Source organism: Yokenella regensburgei, assembly GCF_003634235.1.
GTDB lineage: Bacteria > Pseudomonadota > Gammaproteobacteria > Enterobacterales > Enterobacteriaceae > Yokenella > Yokenella regensburgei.
Genome location: NZ_RBIZ01000003.1, coordinates 443,841 through 464,472, shown reverse-complemented (window position 1 = coordinate 464,472; position 20,632 = coordinate 443,841). Strand labels below are relative to the sequence as shown.

Annotated in this window: 19 protein-coding genes; 8 read left to right on the top strand and 11 right to left on the bottom strand. The window is 58.1% G+C overall.

Annotated elements, in window-relative coordinates:
- From mdtD to yegS, 5 genes are all read left to right on the top strand, one after another.
- Nucleotides 1–1,416 carry an MFS transporter gene (gene mdtD, locus C7387_RS02250; RefSeq protein ID WP_006820782.1) on the top strand — a complete coding sequence of 472 codons (1,416 nt, stop codon included), beginning with the start codon at nt 1–3 and terminating at the stop codon, nt 1,414–1,416.
- Nucleotides 1,413–2,816, top strand: coding sequence for an envelope stress sensor histidine kinase BaeS (baeS, locus tag C7387_RS02245; RefSeq protein ID WP_006820783.1), 1,404 nt, complete (start codon nt 1,413–1,415; stop codon nt 2,814–2,816). Before mdtD ends, baeS begins: the two co-directional genes overlap by 4 nt.
- Nucleotides 2,813–3,535: an envelope stress response regulator BaeR gene (gene baeR / locus C7387_RS02240; protein WP_006820784.1), complete on the top strand. Its 723-nt coding sequence runs from the start codon at nt 2,813–2,815 to the stop codon at nt 3,533–3,535. The genes baeS and baeR overlap by 4 nt, the downstream gene beginning before the upstream one ends.
- A gap of 138 nt (nt 3,536–3,673) precedes the next feature.
- Entirely contained in the window at nt 3,674–5,035 is a 1,362-nt protein-coding gene (gene trhP / locus C7387_RS02235; RefSeq protein WP_120815948.1) for a prephenate-dependent tRNA uridine(34) hydroxylase TrhP, read from the top strand.
- A gap of 266 nt (nt 5,036–5,301) precedes the next feature.
- Nucleotides 5,302–6,201, top strand: a complete 900-nt coding sequence (yegS, locus tag C7387_RS02230; RefSeq protein WP_120815947.1) for a lipid kinase YegS — start codon at nt 5,302–5,304, stop codon at nt 6,199–6,201.
- Here the strand turns inward: yegS and C7387_RS02225 are convergent.
- From C7387_RS02225 to fbaB, 8 genes are all read right to left on the bottom strand, one after another.
- Nucleotides 6,198–6,668, bottom strand: a complete 471-nt coding sequence (locus tag C7387_RS02225; protein WP_006820787.1) for a hypothetical protein — start codon at nt 6,666–6,668, stop codon at nt 6,198–6,200. The two genes, yegS and C7387_RS02225, sit on opposite strands and share 4 nt — an antisense overlap.
- The gene (locus tag C7387_RS02220) at nt 6,655–7,431 is read right to left on the bottom strand and encodes a winged helix-turn-helix domain-containing protein (RefSeq protein WP_120815946.1); all 777 of its coding nucleotides are present in this window, start codon (nt 7,429–7,431) and stop codon (nt 6,655–6,657) included. The genes C7387_RS02225 and C7387_RS02220 overlap by 14 nt, the downstream gene beginning before the upstream one ends.
- A 54-nt stretch (nt 7,432–7,485) precedes the next feature.
- Nucleotides 7,486–8,178 (bottom strand): fimbrial biogenesis chaperone, encoded by a 693-nt coding sequence (locus C7387_RS02215; protein WP_006820789.1) that lies wholly within the window; start codon nt 8,176–8,178, stop codon nt 7,486–7,488.
- Entirely contained in the window at nt 8,150–9,487 is a 1,338-nt protein-coding gene (locus C7387_RS02210) for a fimbrial protein (RefSeq protein WP_120815945.1), read from the bottom strand. Before C7387_RS02210 ends, C7387_RS02215 begins: the two co-directional genes overlap by 29 nt.
- Complete coding sequence (locus C7387_RS02205; protein ID WP_120815944.1) at nt 9,484–11,964, bottom strand: fimbria/pilus outer membrane usher protein; 2,481 nt, start codon at nt 11,962–11,964, stop codon at nt 9,484–9,486. The genes C7387_RS02210 and C7387_RS02205 overlap by 4 nt, the downstream gene beginning before the upstream one ends.
- Complete coding sequence (locus C7387_RS02200; RefSeq protein ID WP_006820792.1) at nt 11,951–12,664, bottom strand: fimbrial biogenesis chaperone; 714 nt, start codon at nt 12,662–12,664, stop codon at nt 11,951–11,953. The genes C7387_RS02205 and C7387_RS02200 overlap by 14 nt, the downstream gene beginning before the upstream one ends.
- 12 nt (nt 12,665–12,676) lie before the next feature.
- Nucleotides 12,677–13,231 carry a fimbrial protein gene (locus tag C7387_RS02195; protein WP_006820793.1) on the bottom strand — a complete coding sequence of 185 codons (555 nt, stop codon included), beginning with the start codon at nt 13,229–13,231 and terminating at the stop codon, nt 12,677–12,679.
- Nucleotides 13,232–13,673: 442 nt separating this feature from the next.
- Nucleotides 13,674–14,726 (bottom strand): class I fructose-bisphosphate aldolase, encoded by a 1,053-nt coding sequence (fbaB, locus tag C7387_RS02190; RefSeq protein ID WP_006820796.1) that lies wholly within the window; start codon nt 14,724–14,726, stop codon nt 13,674–13,676.
- Between the two features lie 252 nt (nt 14,727–14,978).
- On the opposite strand from fbaB, the gene C7387_RS02185 reads away from it, so the two are divergent.
- From C7387_RS02185 to C7387_RS02175, 3 genes are read left to right on the top strand one after another with little or no spacing between them, the layout of a single operon-like run.
- Nucleotides 14,979–16,262, top strand: a complete 1,284-nt coding sequence (locus tag C7387_RS02185; RefSeq protein ID WP_040903750.1) for a nucleoside permease — start codon at nt 14,979–14,981, stop codon at nt 16,260–16,262.
- A complete protein-coding gene (locus C7387_RS02180; protein WP_120815943.1) occupies nt 16,259–17,263 on the top strand; it encodes an ADP-ribosylglycohydrolase family protein in 1,005 nt (334 codons plus the stop codon). Before C7387_RS02185 ends, C7387_RS02180 begins: the two co-directional genes overlap by 4 nt.
- Nucleotides 17,260–18,225: a PfkB family carbohydrate kinase gene (locus tag C7387_RS02175; RefSeq protein ID WP_120815942.1), complete on the top strand. Its 966-nt coding sequence runs from the start codon at nt 17,260–17,262 to the stop codon at nt 18,223–18,225. Before C7387_RS02180 ends, C7387_RS02175 begins: the two co-directional genes overlap by 4 nt.
- Here the strand turns inward: C7387_RS02175 and C7387_RS02170 are convergent.
- The 3 genes from C7387_RS02170 to thiM form a co-directional block, all read right to left on the bottom strand.
- Nucleotides 18,199–18,945, bottom strand: a complete 747-nt coding sequence (locus C7387_RS02170; RefSeq protein ID WP_120815941.1) for a GntR family transcriptional regulator — start codon at nt 18,943–18,945, stop codon at nt 18,199–18,201. The genes C7387_RS02175 and C7387_RS02170 overlap by 27 nt on opposite strands.
- A gap of 78 nt (nt 18,946–19,023) precedes the next feature.
- Nucleotides 19,024–19,824: a bifunctional hydroxymethylpyrimidine kinase/phosphomethylpyrimidine kinase gene (thiD, locus tag C7387_RS02165; RefSeq protein ID WP_006820802.1), complete on the bottom strand. Its 801-nt coding sequence runs from the start codon at nt 19,822–19,824 to the stop codon at nt 19,024–19,026.
- Nucleotides 19,821–20,603 (bottom strand): hydroxyethylthiazole kinase, encoded by a 783-nt coding sequence (gene thiM, locus C7387_RS02160; protein WP_120815940.1) that lies wholly within the window; start codon nt 20,601–20,603, stop codon nt 19,821–19,823. The genes thiD and thiM overlap by 4 nt, the downstream gene beginning before the upstream one ends.
- Between the last annotated feature and the right edge of the window lie 29 nt (nt 20,604–20,632).

Here is a 20,632-nt window from a genome sequence, read left to right as displayed (position 1 = left end):
ATGGTTAACCTTCCGCGCAGCGTGCGCTGGCAGCTATGGATTGTGGCGTTCGGCTTCTTTATGCAGTCGCTGGACACCACTATCGTGAACACTGCCCTCCCCTCGATGGCGAAAAGCCTTGGGGAAAGCCCGCTGCATATGCATATGGTGGTCGTCTCTTATGTTCTGACGGTCGCCGTCATGCTGCCCGCCAGCGGCTGGCTGGCGGACAGGGTTGGCGTGCGCAATATCTTCTTTACCGCCATTGTGCTGTTCACCCTTGGCTCGCTGTTTTGCGCCCAGGCCAATACGCTCAATGAGCTGGTCATGGCCCGCGTTCTGCAGGGGGTGGGCGGCGCGATGATGGTGCCGGTTGGACGGCTGACGGTGATGAAAATCGTCCCGCGCGATCAGTATATGGCGGCGATGACGTTCGTGACCCTGCCCGGCCAGGTGGGGCCGCTGCTCGGCCCGGCGCTCGGCGGTCTGCTGGTCGAATATGCCTCCTGGCACTGGATCTTCCTGATTAACCTCCCGGTGGGGGTTATCGGCGGCATCGCCACGCTGTGGCTGATGCCGAACTACACACTGCAAACCCGCCGCTTTGACATCTGGGGCTTTGTGCTGCTGGCGCTCGGGATGGCAACGTTAACGCTGGCGCTGGACGGGCAGCGGGGGCTTGGCATCACGCCCTTATTGCTTGCCGGGCTGGTGGTCATTGGCGCGGCGTCGGTTCTGCTGTATCTGTGGCACGCCCGCGACAACGACAGCGCGCTGTTCAGCCTGAAGCTCTTTGGCAACCGCACCTTCTCACTTGGCCTTGCGGGCAGCTTTGCCGGGCGCATCGGCAGCGGGATGCTGCCGTTTATGACGCCGGTGTTTTTGCAGATTGGGATGGGATTTTCGCCGTTTCATGCCGGGCTGATGATGATCCCGATGGTGCTCGGCAGCATGGGCATGAAGCGTATCGTGGTGCAGGTGGTGAACCACTTCGGCTATCGCCGGGTTCTGGTGGCTTCAACGCTTGGGCTTGCGCTCATCAGCCTGCTGTTTATGGCCGTGGCGCTAATGGGCTGGTTCTGGCTACTGCCGGTGGTGCTGTTCCTGCAGGGGATGATTAACTCCAGCCGTTTCTCCTCAATGAATACCCTGACGCTGAAAGATCTGCCCGATGACCTCGCCAGCAGCGGTAACAGCCTGCTGTCAATGATTATGCAACTGGCGATGAGTATTGGCGTGACCGTAGCCGGGCTGCTGCTCGGCCTTTATGGTCAGCAGCATATTGCCGCCGACAGCGGTGCCAGCCACCAGATCTTTATTTATACCTACCTCAGCATGGCGTTGATTATTGCGCTTCCGGCACTCATTTTTGCCCGAGTGCCTGACGATGTGAGCAAAAACGTGGTGATAGCCCGACGTAAAAGGAGTGAATCGTGAAATTCTGGCGCCCCGGGATCACCGGTAAACTGTTTCTTGCCATCCTCGCCACCTGTATTGTGCTGCTGATTTCAATGCACTGGGCGGTACGTTTAAGTTTTGAACGCGGTTTTATCGACTACATTAAGCGCGGCAACGAACAGCGCCTGCAGCTTCTGAGCGAAGCGCTCGGCGAGCAGTATGCCCAGCACGGCAACTGGCGTTTCTTACGCAATAACGACCGCTTCGTGTTTCAGGTTCTGCGCTCGCTGGAGCACGACTCTGGCGACGACAAACCCGGGCCCGGCATGCCGCCACACGGCTGGCGTACTCAGTTCTGGGTGGTCGACCAGGCAGGACGCGTCATGGTCGGCCCACGCTCGCCCGTCCCACCGGATGGGAAACGACGCGAGATAATCGTCAACGGCGTACAGGTGGGCTCGGTGGTTGCTTCACCGGTTGAACGCCTGACGCGCAACACCGACATCAACTTCGACCGCCAGCAGAAGCGCACCAGCTGGCTGATTGTCGCGCTGGCGACGCTGCTCGCCGCACTGGCCACCTTCCCGCTGGCACGCGGTCTGCTGGCACCGGTGAAACGGCTGGTGGAAGGGATCCACCGTCTGGCGGCAGGCGATTTCTCCACCCGGGTGACCGCCACCGGTGGCGATGAGCTGGGCAAACTGGCGCAGGACTTTAACCAGCTGGCCACTACCCTTGAGCGCAACCAGCAGATGCGCCGCGACTTCATGGCGGACATTTCGCACGAGCTGCGTACCCCGCTGGCGGTGCTTCGCGGCGAGCTTGAGGCCATTCAGGACGGTGTGCGGAAATTCACCCCGGAGTCTGTGGCTTCGCTGCAGGCGGAAGTCGGCACGCTGACCAAACTCGTCGACGACCTGCATCAGCTATCGATGTCCGACGAAGGGGCGCTTGCCTATCAGAAATCCTCCGTCGACGTGGTTACGCTGCTGGAGATGGCGGCCGGGGCCTTCCGCGAGCGTTTTGCCAGCCGTGGGCTGACCATCGCTTTCTCGCTCCCGGAGCGCATCGACGTCTTCGGCGATCGTGACCGCCTGATGCAGCTTTTCAACAACCTGCTGGAAAACAGCCTGCGCTATACCGACAGCGGCGGCAAGCTGGTGATTAGCGGTCGCGAACACGGTCAGACCGTGAAGCTCGAATTTGCCGACAGCACGCCCGGCGTCACCGATGAACAACTGGAGCGGCTGTGCGAGCGCTTTTATCGCACCGAAGGTTCGCGCAACCGCGCCAGCGGCGGCTCGGGCCTTGGGCTGGCTATTTGTGTCAATATTGTCGCGGCTCACGGTGGCACGTTGCACGCCAGCCATTCGCCTTTTGGCGGGGTTAGCATTACAGTAGAGTTACCGCTGGACAGAGATTTACCGAGAGACGTATGACGGTTTTACCGATAGATGAAAATGCGCCACGTATTCTTATCGTGGAAGATGAACCGAAGCTGGGTCAGTTGTTGATTGACTACCTGCAGGCCGGGAACTACGCCCCAACGCTGATTAGCCATGGCGATAAGGTGTTGTCTTACGTTCGCCAGACGCCGCCGGACCTCATCCTGCTCGATCTGATGCTGCCCGGCACCGACGGCCTGACGCTGTGTCGGGAGATTCGTCGTTTCTCCGAAGTGCCGATCGTTATGGTTACTGCCAAAATCGAAGAAATTGACCGTCTGCTGGGGCTGGAAATTGGCGCGGATGACTATATCTGCAAGCCCTACAGCCCGCGCGAAGTGGTCGCCCGGGTGAAAACGATTCTGCGCCGCTGTAAGCCGAAGCGTGAACTGCAAACCATGGACGCCGAGAGTCCGCTCATCGTCGATGAAAGCCGCTTCCAGGCAACCTGGCACAACAAACTGCTGGATCTCACTCCCGCAGAGTTCCGCCTGTTGAAAACCCTCTCCAGCGAACCTGGCAAAGTGTTCTCCCGTGAGCAGTTGCTGAATAATCTTTATGATGACTACCGCGTGGTGACCGACCGCACTATCGACAGCCACATCAAGAACCTGCGCCGTAAGCTTGAGGCGCAGGACGCCGAGCAGTCGTTTATTCGCGCGGTATACGGCGTTGGCTACCGCTGGGAGGCTGACGCCTGCCGGATGGCATAACGCGCTATCCGGCACAATACGCGCAAAGGTTTACTCTCCCCGCCTGCGGCGCTACAATTCCCGCCCTTAAAGTATGGGAACTCTCCCTACGGCCTCACACCGTGAGGCTGTCTGACCTGTCATCAGAACGAGAACATCATGTTTAAACCGGAACTCCTTTCCCCGGCGGGAACGCTGAAAAATATGCGTTACGCTTTCGCCTATGGCGCCGATGCCGTGTACGCGGGCCAGCCGCGTTACTCTCTGCGCGTGCGTAATAACGAATTCAACCACGAGAACCTGCAGCTTGGGATCAACGAAGCCCACGCGCTCGGTAAAAAATTCTACGTGGTCGTTAACATTGCGCCGCACAACGCCAAGCTGAAAACGTTTATCCGCGATCTGCAGCCGGTTGTGGAAATGGGTCCCGATGCGCTGATTATGTCCGATCCGGGCCTGATTATGCTGGTGCGCGAGCACTTCCCGCAGATGGATATTCACCTCTCCGTTCAGGCCAACGCCGTGAACTGGGCGACGGTGAAATTCTGGCAGCAGATGGGGCTGACCCGCGTGATCCTCTCCCGCGAACTGTCGCTGGATGAGATTGAAGAGATCCGCCGTCAGGTACCGGAAATGGAGATTGAGATCTTCGTTCACGGCGCGCTGTGCATGGCTTACTCTGGCCGCTGCCTGCTCTCGGGCTACATCAACAAGCGCGACCCGAACCAGGGCACCTGCACCAACGCCTGTCGTTGGGAGTATAACGTGCAGGAAGGTAAAGAGGACGACGTCGGCAACATCGTGCATAAGCACGAACCCATTCCGGTGCAGAACATCGAACCAACCCTCGGCCTCGGTGCCCCTACCGACAGCGTGTTCATGATTGAAGAAGCCAAACGTCCGGGCGAGTATATGACCGCCTTTGAAGACGAGCACGGCACCTACATTATGAACTCGAAAGATCTGCGTGCCATCGCCCACGTTGAGCGTCTGACCCAGATGGGCGTGCACTCGCTGAAAATCGAAGGCCGTACCAAATCGCATTACTACTGCGCCCGTACCGCCCAGGTGTACCGCAAGGCCATTGACGACGCTGCCGCTGGCAAACCGTTCGATACCACCCTGCTGGAAACCCTGGAAAACCTCGCGCACCGTGGCTACACCGAAGGCTTCCTGCGTCGTCACACCCACGATGATTACCAGAACTATGAATACGGCTACTCCGTTTCCGAACGCCAGCAGTTTGTCGGTGAGTTTACCGGCGAGCGCAAAGGCCACCTCGCGGCCGTCGCGGTGAAAAACAAGTTCTGCATAGGGGATAACTTCGAGCTGATGACCCCGCAGGGCAACGTTAACTTCACCCTCGAGCATATGGAAAATGCCAAAGGCGAAGCAATGCCGGTAGCCCCAGGCGATGGCTACACCGTATGGTTGCCTGTTCCGGAAGAGATGAACCTGGATTATGCACTGCTGATGCGCAATTTTACCGGTGAGTCGACCCGTAACCCGCACAGTAAATAGTTCATTTGGGTTATTTTTTCTGTTCGGAAGATTCTTAGAATCGGATCACATACCGCTTCGTTCAATAAGGGTATTATCACTGCGCTGAAAAACATAACCCATAAATGCTAGTTGTACCAGGAACCACCTCCTTGGCCCGTGTAATCTCCCTTACGCGGGCTTATTTTTTGGCACTACCCCACTCCCATCACAAATCAGCCCGTTCCTATCCCGCTTACGCTATCCTGCGGTACACTTGAAAGCAGGTTAAAAAAGAGGCGAAACGGATGACGACAGTTCCAGCCAGTTTATTGATCCTTAACGGGAAAGGCGCCGGTGAACCGTTGCTGCGCGACGCGGTAACGACGCTGCGCGAAGGCGGCGCGACGGTGCACGTGCGCGTAACGTGGGAGAAAGGCGATGCGGAGCGCTATGTGGCAGAGGCGCGAGAGCTGGGCGTGGCGACGGTGGTCGCAGGCGGCGGCGACGGTACGATTAACGAAGTGGCGACCGCGCTGATTGCCTGCCGGGGGGAAGACATTCCGGCGCTGGGCATCCTGCCCCTGGGTACGGCGAACGACTTTGCGACAAGCGTAGGGATCCCGGACGACCTTGCCAACGCGCTCAAGCTTGCCATCGCCGGTAACGCCATCGCCGTCGATATCGCCCGGGTGAATAATGAAACCTGCTTTATCAACATGGCGACGGGGGGTTTTGGTACCCGCATCACCACCGAAACGCCGGAGAAACTGAAAGCCGCGCTCGGCGGCGTGTCGTATCTCATTCACGGCCTGATGCGCATGGATACCCTGAAACCCGACCGCTGCGAAATTCGTGGTGAAGACTTTCACTGGCAGGGGGATGCGCTGGTCATTGGTATCGGCAACGGACGACAGGCGGGCGGCGGCCAGCAGCTCTGCCCCGAGGCATTTATCAACGACGGACTGCTGAACCTGCGCATTTTTACCGGCGAGGAGCTGCTCCCTGCTCTGCTGGGCGCCCTTTCACGCGCGGAGGATAACAGCAATATTATCGAGCACGCCTCCACCCGCTTCAGTATCACCGCGCCACACGACATCACCTTTAATCTCGACGGTGAGCCGCTGTGCGGTCGCGAGTTTCATATTGAGGTGCTGCCCGGCGCGATACGCTGCCGGCTGCCGCCGGACTGCCCGCTGCTGCGTTAACGCTGACAGAATACCGAGGGCGCGCGGCTGGTATAAAATTGCCAGCTGCGGCTGTCCAGCCGGGAGATACTAAGATAAAACGGTTCGTTCGCCAGCAGGTAAAACTCCGGCAGCGCCTTTAGCAGCACCGGGTTAATCTTGTCAGTGCCGGTGCTGGCTGAGACGTTTTCCGAGCGCAAGAAATAGTCGCTACCTTTGCGGGTAAATGAGAACCAGACGTTCTGATTGACTGGCACCCTCGCGCCGTTATCCGGCACCACTTCACCCCGCAATATCGCCACACCACGATCGCCGCTGAAGATATAGCGTATTGTCACATCGCCTTTGCCATCCGAATAATGCGCCAGCATATCGCCGCTGCAGTCAAAATGGGTGCTTTGCCATGCCTGAATAACATTTACTGCAACCACCGTGATAATAACGGCGATGACGGTCAGCCCCAGCCATTTGATATTAAACACCGACATTCTTCTCTTCCCGAAAATAATAATGCGTCACACATTGATTCTCATGCCAGCGGCTATACTGCTGGCGACAGGTCAGTGCTGATATTCGCGCAAAATTGGGATACATCGTCAAATATACCCACGGATAGAGACGACATTCGAAACGCGTGTTATCGACAAAATACTGATGTTTTTCAAAATCAAGCGCGTCCGCATTAGCAAAAAAATGACATTCCTGTTGGCTTTCCAGCGGAATATAGCTAAGCAGGCGGGTATCAAATTCGGATATCCACGTCAGGCTTCCCGCCAGCAGGCACAGTAAAAAAGCCCCAATGGCCCAGACCAGATGCTGCCGTCGGCGGTCGGTTTGTCGTACCAAAGTGGTAGCTGGTGCAGGCTCTGGCGTCTCGGGGACAGATTCCGCCTCCGGGTGTATCGCCATCTCCTGTGCACTCACCTCGAGCGCCGCGTCGAGCTTAATCCCGACCTTTGGGATAGTGACTATCCACTCTTCATTGAGACCCAAATCTTTAAATGCCCGGCGTAACAGCGAAATATTCTGATAAAAGGTATTGTTACTGACTTGCGCACCGTTATTCAGCCACACCTGCTGGAAGAAATAATCCCGCTCAACGACCGCGCCATGTGCCTGAATTAACAAAGACAAACAGCGACTTGCCGGATTACTTAGCGAAATCCGCTTGCTTTGGTCGTTGGCTAAAACTAAAAAATTACGTTCAGGCCAGAAGAAAACACGTCCCCCCAGCAGAAATACTATTTCCATCTTGCTCCCTGATTTTGGATATGCAAAATTAAAACGAAAATGTCTTTTTCGTCATTAATTTACCTCAGCACGAAATCCCCAACGATTTCCGTCATCGTTTATCACGGTGAAGTTTATCGTATTACATCCGGAAACTGCAGTCACTAAGGCCGAAAGTGGGCGTTCTGCCCAGGGTGGCACAACCATTCCACCGGAAGAAAAGGCCCCACATGAAGCCTCTGCCAGTGTGATATTCCACATACTGTCGTTTTTAGCATAAATCACACCAGACTTTCGAATGAAAGTTAGTTGATTGATGGATTTTTCCGTAAGACGCCCCACCGCTTTTGGCCGCCACAGCACCTTGAGCTGGTTTCGTAGCACCAGTCGGACCTTCTCGCCCGCCGTCGCCGACACCGGCAGTGCGGGGATCTGGTAGACATTAAGCCAGTAGAGCGACTCACGATCCTGCGGCAACCCCTGCCCGGTCGTCATCACGCGGATCTCTCGCTGCTGACCGGGCATCAGCTTCATCACCGGCGGCAGCACCACAAACGGTGCGCTGGCCTGCGAGGGGGTATTCTCCGGATTACCATCATCCACCCAGCTTTGCACCACCACCGGGTAGTCACCGTCGTTGCTGAGCGTGACGCTGCGCTGAGTCGCCCCGGCGTTGAACACTACGCGGGTGGTATTCAGATTCACCGCCGCATCTGCGTGGGTAACCAGCCATAACAGGCTACTGAATACGTAAAAGAATTTGCGCATGCGACTGGTAGCTCCCCGCGGTGACATCCTCGCCGCCAAAGCTTGCGAGTCTGGCTTCAAAGGTTTCGTTGTAATAGTTAACCCCGTTCTGGGAGCCGGTGTTTTGGGTGCTGTTTCCCAGCACCGGCATCCAGCCCCCGGCCGTACCGGTACCCGCCACCGTCGTCGTCAGGAAGTTAATCGCCGTACCGTCGCGGTAGACCCGTACCCCCACACCGCGCGCTTTACCGGTCGCGCCGTAGTTTTCATCCAGCAGCCAGCTCACCGCACTGCCGCTGGTCAGGCCAAAGCGCTGGGCGCTGGCAATGCTGCTGTCCGGGGCCAGTAACCCCATCGCCACGTTGCTCTTATTGGTTGCCACGCCGGAAATGACATTCGATTCGCAGGCGAAGCCAATCTGGAACGGCGCGGTAGCGTACTCACCCTGGCGCAGCTGAGCGGCGCTAATCGGCGGAAACTGCACCAGCGGGGTGAAATCCGTCACCTGGCACATCGCCGCGCGTTTGACCGCAATGTTGTTGCTGTAAAGGCTTATCACCGATGGCCAGTCGCTGGCCCACCCGGCCCAGTTTCCCCCCCGGTGCGGTTGCCCGACTTTGATATCCCACGAGGATATACCCGGCCCGCGAAACACCATGTAGGCGTTCGGGTTGATAAACGAGTTGTAGTTTGCCGGAGCATCGACGCCGTAGTAGCGGATATCCAGCGTTTTAATCAGCTCGACGCTGATGGTAGAGAAGTTCTTCGCTTTGATCAGGAAATTGCCGTCTTTATCGGTATCGAGGTTCTCCAGCGGGCGCTGCTGCCAGCTGTCGGTAAAATAGCTGCCGGTCACGTCGTTGGTAAGTCTAAGAGCGATGTTCTTTATTTTGGTCAGGTACGCCCCCGGCACGTCGTTCGCCTCATACCAGCCCGCGTGCGCGTCATCACCGTTAGTGGAGAATGCCTCAAAGAGCTGGCCTGCGGTATCCGGCGTACAGCGGAAGAAGACCTGCTCCGGATCGTAGCCCCCGCCTTTGTGAGCGAAAGTCGTGAACGGGATCCCGCCCGACGAGGTGAGGATTGTCCCTGCCGGCTGGAAGTTCTGGTTGCTGGTCAGGTCGATGGATTTACTGATCCCCGGTAACAGCCCGTTCCAGCCGTCGTTACCACCGCCGGTGCGCCAGTTGTTGGCGATACCGTCGGTATCGGAACTTAACCGGTGGCTACCGATCGCCGAGTTGCTTCCGGACTGCCACGGGTAAATGATGTATTCGCACGCCGCCTGTCCGGCAAGCGGAATGAACAACAGTAATCCTGCGAGTTTCATTTTTTCCCTTCCTGCTGGCAGGCAAGCGTCAGCGCAATCAGCGGTGCCTGCCGTTGTTCATCATCAATCGAATACGGCAACCGGCAGTCGTTCACCTGCAGCGCGCCGCTCTGCGCCGCGACCCGGGCATACAACTGGTTTCCCTGCCCGGTCATGCCGACTACGTTGCCGCGGTCATCCTTCACCACTTCACCCGGCGCAAACGCATCGTTGCCTTTGAGGGTCACCAGCAGCGGATAACCGGAAAGCGTGGCAAAAGAGAGCTTCACCGCTGCCCCGGCCATCGGCACCACCCGCCGCTGGCTCTCCTGCAGCTCGGCGTGTCCGTCCATCTCGCTGCCGTCCAGCGCGATAGTGTTATAGCGATATGGCGTCAGCGACGGTACCAGCGCGTAACCCTGTTCGTTGATCCGGGCTCCCTGTCCGCTGCTTACCCGGGCGCCGGTCGCGCCCGGTGCTTCCACCAGCGCGAAGGTATCGCCGACCCACGGCCCCAGCACGATACCGTGACGATGAGCGACAACTGCGCCGCGCATGCCGGCGGTCCACTGGCGGTACTGCTGCGCCTGGGCATAGCTGCCGCTCAGGCTGCCGTAGGCGGTTGATTTCTGTAGCGTGCCGCTCCAGTCGGTACGATCGCGGCTGCCGTCCTGTCCCTGCTGCCAGCCGCTGGAGAGCGCGTAGTTCAGGGTTTCTTCTTTATCGAGTGCGCCCGCCAGCGCCACCTGGCTGCTGGCGCCGGACTGCTTCGCCTGGCTTGCGGAGAACGACAGCGTATGCTCCCGCTCGCCGAAGCTCAGCGGTACCGAGAGGGTCAGCGTGGCAATATTCTCTTTTTGCACCTGCGAATCCGTACCGTTGTCGTCGCCATAGCGCCAACGGGTGTTTTGTCGGCTCAGCGCCAGCCCAATGCTGGTACGCCCGATGTTGGTGTTGTAACCCGCCTGCAGCTGGGTCGTGCGACCCCGGTTGCCGTAGTAATCCATCATCGATCCCGACAGCCACAGGTTGCCGTAGTCGCCCATGGTCTGGTTCAGGGTGACGGTAAACTGGTTGCGCTGACGCAGCGTGTCGGAGAGCCAGTCTTCGCCGGTGCGGGCCGCCAGGCGCTCCCCGAGCACATCGCCGTAGTCGCGATAGCCCTCGGTGGAATAGCGATATCCTGCCAGCGTCACGTTAGTGCCCGTCGGGCTAAAGCTTTTGCTCCAGTTGGTCTGCAGGCGCCAGCCGTTGAGCGTGTCACCGTTTACCTGCGCATGGGACGCAGTGACGTCCATGCCAAACGCCCCGAGGCGGGTTGCCAGCACGCCACCCACCAGCGCAGCCTGGTAATCGGCACCGATACGCAGTCCGCCGTTCGCCGTCAGGGCGTTGGCGATACCGCGCTCCAGCGTAAAATCAGAGAAATAACTATCTTCAGCGCCGTAGTCGCGGGTCTTCCCCACCACCGCGCCATAGCGCCAGACGCCGGGGCGCAGCGATAACGGCACGCTGGCGAACGGTACCGTAAAACCACTTTGCTTACCGTCGGCCCCGATAATCAGCACCTGCAAATCGCCGTCCCAGGCCGTGTTCGGCAGATCGTCGAGCACAAAAGGTCCCTGCGACACGCTGGTTTCATACAAAGTACGACCGTTCTGCTTCACCACTACCCGTGAAGGCGTGGTGGCCGTGCCGCGAATTTCCGGCGCATAGCCCCGCCGCGACTGCGGCCACATACGCTGGTCGGTCTCAAGTTTGATGCCGGTAAACGCCATGCTGCCAAGAAGATTCCCTGGTGTGTAGCTCTCTCCTGCTGTCAGCATGCTTTCAAGCGGCGCTATGGGGCGCTGCATCCAGGTTTGTAGGGCGTCCCAGCGGTGCGTTTCCCGCGTGTCGTCCCGCCGCCAGTTGGCCGATGACTGTTGACGAAACTGCCAGGCCCCGAGGTTAAAACCGCTGTTCAGCCCAAGCCAGGCGTAGTCGCTTTCACGTCCGGCGTTGGTGTTATGGTAATAATGGGTGTTGTAGTTACTGAACAGTACGTTCTCCCCGCTTTGCCATAAGGCCGGGGGGACATAATCCCGCGGATTGCGCTTCATGGCCGCCTGCGGCACGCTGATATCCAGCCGCAGCGTCGCCTGCTCAAACTGCCAGCTACCGCCGTTGACGCGCTGTGCAGGGGTCAGACACTTCGCCTGCGCGGGTTCGCTGGCCTGCACACCCTGTGCTTCCCAGAATGTCAGCGGCAGACAGGGTTCGGTTTTACCCGCCGCGTTACGGCTAAACGTTACCTCTTCGCGCCCCATCAACTGACCGTTCAGCCACAGGTCAACGCTGTATCGGCCCGGCGGGATCGCATCGGCCTGATTGAACTGCGCCAGCCCTCGCTCGTAGCCGCTCCCCAGCAACAGCGTCTCGTCGAAGGTGTACTCTTCTGACCACGCGTGTCCGGCAAGCGGCAGCAGGCACCAGCCGAAGCGCTTAACGCGCCGCATGGTCCGGAGCTCCTGCTGTTACGCGCGCGGTCATCTCCGCACCCTGATCGTTGATCCAGCTCATCTGGATAGCGTCCGCGGAAGGGATTGTCGCGGCCCACGACACGCTGGACCACGGGGCAATCGTCTGTGAGCGAACCACCTGCTGTCGCCCACCCCCCTTCACCGTCAACACCGACATCGCCAGGTAATAACCACTGTCGTTACGTAAATTCAGTTTGCCATTCGCCAGCCACACGCGGCTGGTTTGCGCCATTTTCAGCGGCGAGCCGCTCAGCCCCGCCGGGCGGTACAGCACCTTCACCCGGCTGCGCAGCATCACCAACAGCTGGTTAGTTTCCCGCTCCTGAGCCTGGACAGGCGGGATCTGAATAAAGTTCAGCCACCACAGCGATTCCCGATCGGCAGGCATTTGACCGCCGGTGTAGCGCAGGCGAACGGTCTGGCCCGCCTTCGCCGCCAGCCGGAAGACCGGTGGCGTGGTGATAAAAGGGGCGCGGGCGGTTTGCGGTGTTGAATGCTCATCGCCCGCGTCCAGCCAGACCTGGACCACGGCCGGGAAATCATCGCGGTTGGTGAGCTGCACGTTCACTTCTGCCGCCCCTACCGGATAAATCACCCGACTACCGGTCATCACTACGCTTGCCTGTGAGCTAAAGCACAGCAGCATCCCTGCCAGGGCACTGGCTATCCCTTTCATCGTTCGACTCGCTTACAGGTAAGAAACGGCGTACTGCACGGAACCCACGACCGTACCAGCACCAGCACCGCCCGCCGCGCTGAAGTAACGCACGCCGTAGTCATGCTCGCCAGAGGTGCTGCCTGCCGGTACGCTGATACCCGCAATACCCGTGGCGTTACGCAGATCGATTGGCGTAGTGCCGGTGCCGTCGGTCATCAGCTGCAGCTCAACGTCTGTAGCGGTACCGGTGTTCGCCAGGTTGCCCAGCGCGGTCATATTGTTAGCAACAAAGATGGTTTTAATATCCAGGGCGCTGGCGGAAGCGGTACAGCCGGTAACGCCGAGGGTGAAGGTGGTAAGACCCGCAAACGAACCTGGCTGAGACAGTTCACTTTTCGATACGGTTGGCAGCAGCACGACCGGGCGCGCATTTACCCCGTTAACGGAAACTTCACAGGTTTGCTCTGTGACTTCGCCTTTGAAGGTGATGGTATTTGCAGAATCCGCAATTGCTACGCTGCTAAATAATAACGGCAGTGTTGCAAAAGCAAAAACACGGGTCTTTATGATATTATTTACGTTCATTCTTACATCCTTTATAGAATAAAAAGCCTGCCCATCCTGATGCGTTTTTTAAATACACCCCACCCGCAGATTGCGGATTATTAATCTGTTAAACGCGCTTGATGGGTTCAGACAAAGTTTAATGAATCACAGGAATAGCCCTATGATTGAAGGTAGTTTAAGAAAATTCTTACGAATGAAAACGTTTGTTTTCTCAAATCGCCTGAGGTGAGTTCTTAAATAAGAAATAAGACTTAACAAAAAATTCGGCAACCATCTGTTATTACATGGATTTTATGGCACTCAGCGTGTTAATAATCACGATAAATGTTGGATTACTAATGTTAAGATAGAGTATTAACCTACGAAGAAAAAACTTATTTAATATTAATTATCGGGTAAAAATGAGATTTTGCACAACGGAAGGGGTTCTCCCTCTCCGGCTGGAGAGGGAGAACCTGGTTCAGGCAATAGTCACTTTAGTATCAAGGTAGACATCCTGCACGGCATTAATTAATTTCACGCCATCGGCCATGGTTTTCTTGAAGGCTTTACGCCCCAGAATAAGCCCCATGCCGCCGGCACGTTTATTAATTACCGCCGTACGTACCGCATCGTTGAGGTCTGTTTCACCGCCAGCCGCACCACCAGAATTAATTAATCCAGCACGGCCCATATAGCAGTTTGCCAGTTGGTAACGCACCAGATCGATTGGGTTATCGGTGGTCAGCTTGCTGTAAACACGGTCATCAGTGTAGCCAAAATTCACCGCTTTATAGCCGCCGTTGTTCTCGGCCATTTTCTGCTTCACGATATCTGCACCAATGGTGGCCGCCAGGTGGTTTGCCTGACCGGTCAGGTCGGCAGAAGCATGGTAGTCAACGCCATCTTTTTTGAACGCCGGGTTACGCAGGTAGGCCCACAGCACGGTCACCAGACCAAGCTCGTGCGCACGTTCAAACGCCGCGGAGATCTCTTCAATCTGGCGACGGGACTCCTCAGAACCAAAGTAAATGGTGGCACCCACGGCGACCGCGCCCATGTTAAATGCCTGCTCGACGCTGGCATACAGGGTCTGGTCGTACTGGGTCGGGTAGCTCAGGGTTTCGTTATGGTTAAGCTTCACCAGGAAAGGAATGCGGTGCGCGTAACGGCGGGATACCGACGCCAGCACACCATAGGTAGAAGCCACACAGTTGCAGCCAGCTTCAATCGCCAGCTCTACAATATTCTTAGGATCAAAATAGAGCGGGTTGGCGGCAAACGATGCCCCGGCGGAATGCTCCACGCCCTGGTCTACGGGTAAAATCGACAAGTAACCCGTTCCTGCCAGACGCCCGGTGTTATACAGAGTCTGCATATTTCGCAGTACGGCTGGCGGACGGTTATTGTCCATCATCACGCGGTCTACGAAGTCATGGCCGGGAAGGTAGAGCTGGTCGGCCGGGATGGTCATACAACGATGCTGTAACAGGCTGTCGGCGTCTTTGCCCAGCAATTGCGCAATATCAGTCATAGCTAACTCCCGTAAGTTCCGACGGGTGTCGGAAGTGGATTGTCCTGGCCCGCTGACTGGCGAGCAGAGATAAGCCTGGTACTCTCAGCCAGGTTTTTCCAGCCTAAACGTGCGCTTTTCGGGGCAATCTGCTGGCACGATTCACGTACGATAAAGTGTTACGGCGATCAAATAACCACCACAAAGGTATTTAAAAGGTATTATTCATTGGTATCGTAAAGGCGTACCTTACCTGTCATGAAGGATTTATCGATGAAAACTACAGTAAAGCTGTCGTTCATGATGTTTGTTGAGTGGTTTATCTGGGGCGCCTGGTTTGTGCCGCTGTGGCTGTGGTTGAGTAAAAACGGCTTCAGCGCCGGTGAGATCGGCTGGTCTTATGCCTGTACCGCCATTGCCGCGATCGTCTCGCCGATCCTCGTTGGTTCACTGACGGACCGCTTCTTCCCGGCGCAGAAAGTGCTCGGCGTACTGATGTTTGCCGGAGCGGTGCTGATGTATTTCGCCGCCCAACAAACAACGTTTGCTGGCTTCTTCCCGCTCCTGCTGGCCTACTCGCTGACCTATATGCCGACCATTGCGCTCACCAACAGCATCGCGTTCTCAAACGTTGATGACGTGGAGCGAGATTTCCCTCGCATCCGCGTGATGGGCACTATCGGCTGGATCGGCTCGGGGCTGGTATGCGGATTTTTGCCAGAGATGCTGGGCTATGCCGATATCTCTCCCACCAGCATACCGCTGCTGATTACCGCGGGTAGCTCTGCGCTGCTCGGCGTGTTCGCCTTCTTCCTGCCTGACACACCGCCGAGAAGCACCGGTAAGCTCAGCCTGAAGGTAATGCTGGGGCTCGATGCGCTGATTCTGCTGCGCGACAAAAACTTTCTCGTCTTTTTCTTCTGCTCGTTTCTGTTCGCGATGCCGCTGGCCTTTTACTACATCTTCGCCAACGGCTACCTGACGGAAGTGGGGATGAAAAACGCCACCGGCTGGATGACCCTCGGGCAGTTCTCCGAAATCTTCTTCATGCTGGCATTGCCGTTCTTCACTAAGCGCTTTGGTATTAAAAAGGTATTATTACTTGGTCTTATCACTGCGGCCATCCGCTACGGCTTCTTCGTCTTCGGCGGTGCTGAACAGTACTTTACCTACGCCCTGCTGTTCCTCGGTATTCTGCTGCACGGCGTAAGCTACGATTTCTACTACGTTACCGCGTATATCTACGTGGATAAAAAAGCACCGGTCTCCATGCGTAACGCCGCGCAGGGGTTGATAACCCTCTGCTGTCAGGGCTTCGGCAGCCTGCTCGGCTACCGCCTCGGCGGGGTGATGATGGAGAAAATGTTCGCATACAAAACGCCGGTCAACGGGCTGACCTTCAACTGGGCGGGAATGTGGACCTTTGGCGCGGTGATGATCGCAGTGATTGCCGTCCTGTTTATGCTGTTCTTCCGTGAGTCGGACAAAGAGATCACCGCCATCAAGGTGAGCGATACCGAAGGCGATATTGGGTTAACACAAGGGGAAGTGAAATGAAATATACGCGTATTCTCGGGGCGCTGTACGGTCAGGCGTTAGGTGATGCGATGGGCATGCCATCAGAACTGTGGCCGCGCAGCCGGGTGAAAGCTCACTTTGGCTGGATAGACCGCTTTCTGCCGGGTCCCGCTGAAAACAACGCCGCCTGCTATTTTAACCAGGCCGAGTTTACCGACGATACGTCAATGGCGCTGTGCCTTGCTGATGCGCTGATCGAATGTCATGGCGTTATCGATCCGGAGGTGATTGGTCGCCATATTCTGCGCTGGGCAAGCGAATTCGACGCATTTAACAAGAACGTCCTCGGGCCGACGTCGAAGATTGCGCTCAGCGCCATTCGCGATGGCAAACCGGTAAGCTCGCTTGAGAATAACGGCGTCACCAACGGCGCGGCCATGCGCGTATCACCGCTGGGCTGTATGCTGCCTGCCGTACACCTCGATGCGTTTATCGATGATATTGCCCTCGCCTCCAGCCCAACGCATAAGTCGGATCTGGCGGTTGCCGGTGCGGTGGTGGTGGCATGGGCCATTTCGCGAGCTATTGACGGCAACAGCTGGTCAAACATTGTGGATTCGCTGCCAGCCATCGCCCGCCACGCGCAGGAGAAACGCACTACCACCTTCAGCGCGTCGCTGGCGGCGCGCCTTGAGCTGGCGCTAAAAACCGTGCGCGAGGCCAACGGCGTTGAGTCCGCCAGCGAGCAGCTTTACCAACTGGTGGGGGCCGGTACCAGCACCATTGAGTCCGTGCCCTGCGCGATTGCGATGGTTGAACTGGCGCAGACCGACCCAAACCGTTGCGCGATGCTGTGCGCCAACCTGGGCGGTGATACCGACACTATCGGTGCGATGGCTACCGCCATCTGCGGCGCGCTGCACGGTATCGACGCTATCGATCCAACCCTGAAAGCGGAGCTGGATACGGTGAATCAGCTTGATTTCACCCGCTACGGCCGTGAACTCCTGGGCTATCGTCAACAGCGGGAGGCACGATGACAAACGCGCAGCTGTATCAACGACTGCTGAACCTGCAACAGCAGCGCCCGGTGACGGTAATAGGCGCTGCCGTTATCGACGTGATCGCCGACGCCTACGCTCTGCCGTGGCGCGGCTGCGATATCGAGCTTAAGCAGCAGAGCGTGAACATCGGCGGCTGCGCGCTGAACATCGCCGTGGCGCTGAAGCGTCTTGGCATAAGCGCTCATAACGCGCTGCCGCTCGGCCAGGGCGTATGGGCGGAGATTGTGCGTAATAACCTTGCACGGGAGGGCGTCACCAGCCTTATCGACAACGCCTCTGGCGACAACGGCTGGTGCCTGGCGCTGGTCGAGCCCGACGGTGAGCGTACCTTTATGTCGTTCAGCGGCGTGGAGAATGCCTGGAGCGAGGAGTGGCTGGCGCGACTGCCGGTGGAGGACCATGCGCTGGTCTCGCTCTCCGGCTACCAGCTCGCGGCTCCCTGCGGGGAACTGCTGGTCAACTGGCTGGAGAACGCCACCGGGGCAACCGCGCTTATCGACTTCGGCCCACGCATTGCCGATATTCCTGAGCCGCTGATGCAGCGGATCATGGCCTGCCGTCCGGTGGTGTCGCTCAATCGCCAGGAGGCGGAGCTGATTGCCGAACGCTGGGCGCTTCCTGATTCGATGCCGGGATTTGGCGAGCAATGGCTGGCGCGCTTTGGCGCACCGGTGATTGTGCGTCAGGACAAAGACGGTGCCTGGTATTTCAGCGAGAACGAGTCGGGGCTTGCGGCCCCCTTCCCGACCACGGTCGTCGATACCATTGGTGCGGGCGACAGCCATGCCGGCGGCATGCTTGCCGGGCTGGCGGCGGGCTGGTCGCTTGCTGAGGCGGTAACGTTGGGCAACGCCGTGGCGTCCTGGGTGGTCGGGCATCGCGGTGGCGACTGTGCCCCCACCCGCGAGGAACTACTCCTCGCAAACAAAAACGTATAGGTCGCTTCGGCAGTAGCTGATGCTGTATTCAATCGGTCGCTGGAGCTGATCCAGCGCCACCTGTTTAATCACCAGCACCGGGATGCGGTCATCCATCCGAATGTGCGACTGAAACTCAGCGTCCGGCATCCGGGCGCTGACCCGCGAGCGGGTGCGCTGGGGGAAGATATTCTGGCTGCGGAAATAGTCGTACAGAGAAATGCCGATAGCGTCGGCGTCGGCAATCAGCGGCACTGGCACGTAAGACTCTTCTATCGACACCGCGTCCTCATCCACATAACGAATACGTTTGAGTAAAAAGACCTCGCTGCGCGGCGTGAGCGACAGCGCCGTTGCCACCTCTTCCGGGCACTCCACGATACGCTTGTTGACCCACAGGGTATCCGGCTTTTTGCCCCGCAGTACCACCTGCTGGGAGAACCCTCGCGCCTCTTTCAGCGAATACTCAAAGATATTGTTAATCTGCGTACCGTAACCCCGCGCCCGGGTTACCACGCCCTCTTCTTCCAGCGTCTGCATCGCCTTGCGCACGGTGATACGCGATACCCCGGTAAGCTGACTGAGGTCGCGCTCGCCCGGCAGGATATTGCCATGCTCAAGCCAGCCGCTGCGCACGGCGTTTTTCACCGTTTCCGCAAACTTGAGGTACAGCGGCATGTTGTCTCCTGCGGCGATTCGCTCATTCAACTGCTCAATAAGTCGGGTATGCGCTTGTTCCATCGGATCTTTTCCTGGCTGTGGGCTACAGCCAGTATATACGCATAACCCTGCCGGTTGCATCAGGATAGCCTGCGCGATTTACCACCACGCGTGAAAGTGATGCACCGGGCCAATACCGTGCCCAACCTCGAGTGAATCCGCCTGCGCCAGCGCTTTTGACAGCCAGGCTTTGGCTTCCGGCACCGTTTCCTGCCAGCTGGAGTGGCGCGGACGCAGCGCCGCCAGCGCCGCCGACAGCGTGCAGCCGGTGCCGTGGGTGTTTTTGGTCACTACGCGCGGGGCGGTAAAGCGGTATTCCCCCAGAGCGGTAAACAACCAGTCCGGGCTTTCGGCATCGTCGAGGTGGCCGCCCTTCATCAGCACCGCCTCGCAGCCGAGCGCCCGCAGCGCCCGACCCTGCTCCAGCATTTCCCGCTCGTTTTGGGCATGAGGCGCATCCAGCAACGCCGCGGCCTCCGGCAGGTTCGGGGTGATAAGAGACACCTGCGGCAACAGATGCTGGCGCAGGCTCTCTACCGCCGACGGCGACAGCAGCGGATCGCCACTTTTCGCCAGCATCACGGTATCCAGCACCACATTCTGAATGGCATAACGCTGCAGGCGCTCCGCGACGGCTTCAACAATATCCGTCTCTGCCAGCATACCGATTTTGGTGGTATCGATGCGCACGTCGCTGAACACGGAATCAAGCTGGGCGGCAACAAAATCGGGTTCGATACGATACACCGACTGTACGCCGCGCGTGTTTTGTGCCACCAGCGCGGTAATCACCGAGCAGCCGTAAGCGCCCAGCGCTGAAAAGGTTTTTAAATCCGCCTGAATCCCCGCTCCGCCGCTTGGGTCGGTGCCAGCAATGGTAAGTGCGTTAATCCGCTTCATGCCCGCACCTCCAGGGTATACAGCGCATCAAGGAACGCCGGCACAAAGCTGCCTGGCCCCTGCCCCTGTCGGGTTGCACGCTCCCCGGCGCGTTTCATTATCATGCAGGCAGCGGCAACGTTTTCCAGATGATTGCCCGGCAGCGCCGTACAAGCCGCCACGACCGCCGACAGCGCACAGCCGGTACCAACGACCCGGGTCATGAGCAACGATCCACCGGCAACCGCCAGCGTGCGCTGACCGTCGGTAACGAAATCGACCTCTCCCGTAACCACGACGATCGCACCGGTCTCTGCGGCCAGCCGTTGCGCCGCCGGTAGCGCCGCCTGCGCCTGTTCGGTGGAGTCCACACCGCGACCGCCACGGCTTTCCTGCGCCAGAGCGAGTATTTCAGAAGCATTCCCGCGAATAACCGTCGGGTGGAGCGTCAGCAACTGCTGGCAGAAGCGGGTGCGCAGCGTTAAGCCGCCTACCGCCACCGGATCCAGCGTCCAGGGTTTTTCGGCGGCCACCGCACTATCTACCGCGGCACGCATGGCACGCGCACGTTTTTCGGTGAGCGTACCGACGTTAATCAACAGCGCATCAGCAACTGCCGCGAATTCGGTAGCTTCAGAAGGGTCAATAACCATCGCCGGAGAAGCCCCCAGCGCCAGCAGCACGTTGGCGGTAAAAGTTTGCACCACGTCATTGGTCATGCAGTGCACCAGCGGAGAGCGGGATTTCAGGTGGTCGATAGTGTGGGCGAGTTGCCCTGGGGAAAGCAGGTCAGGTTGCATAAGCACTCCCGCCAGGCCGTTAAGAAGCG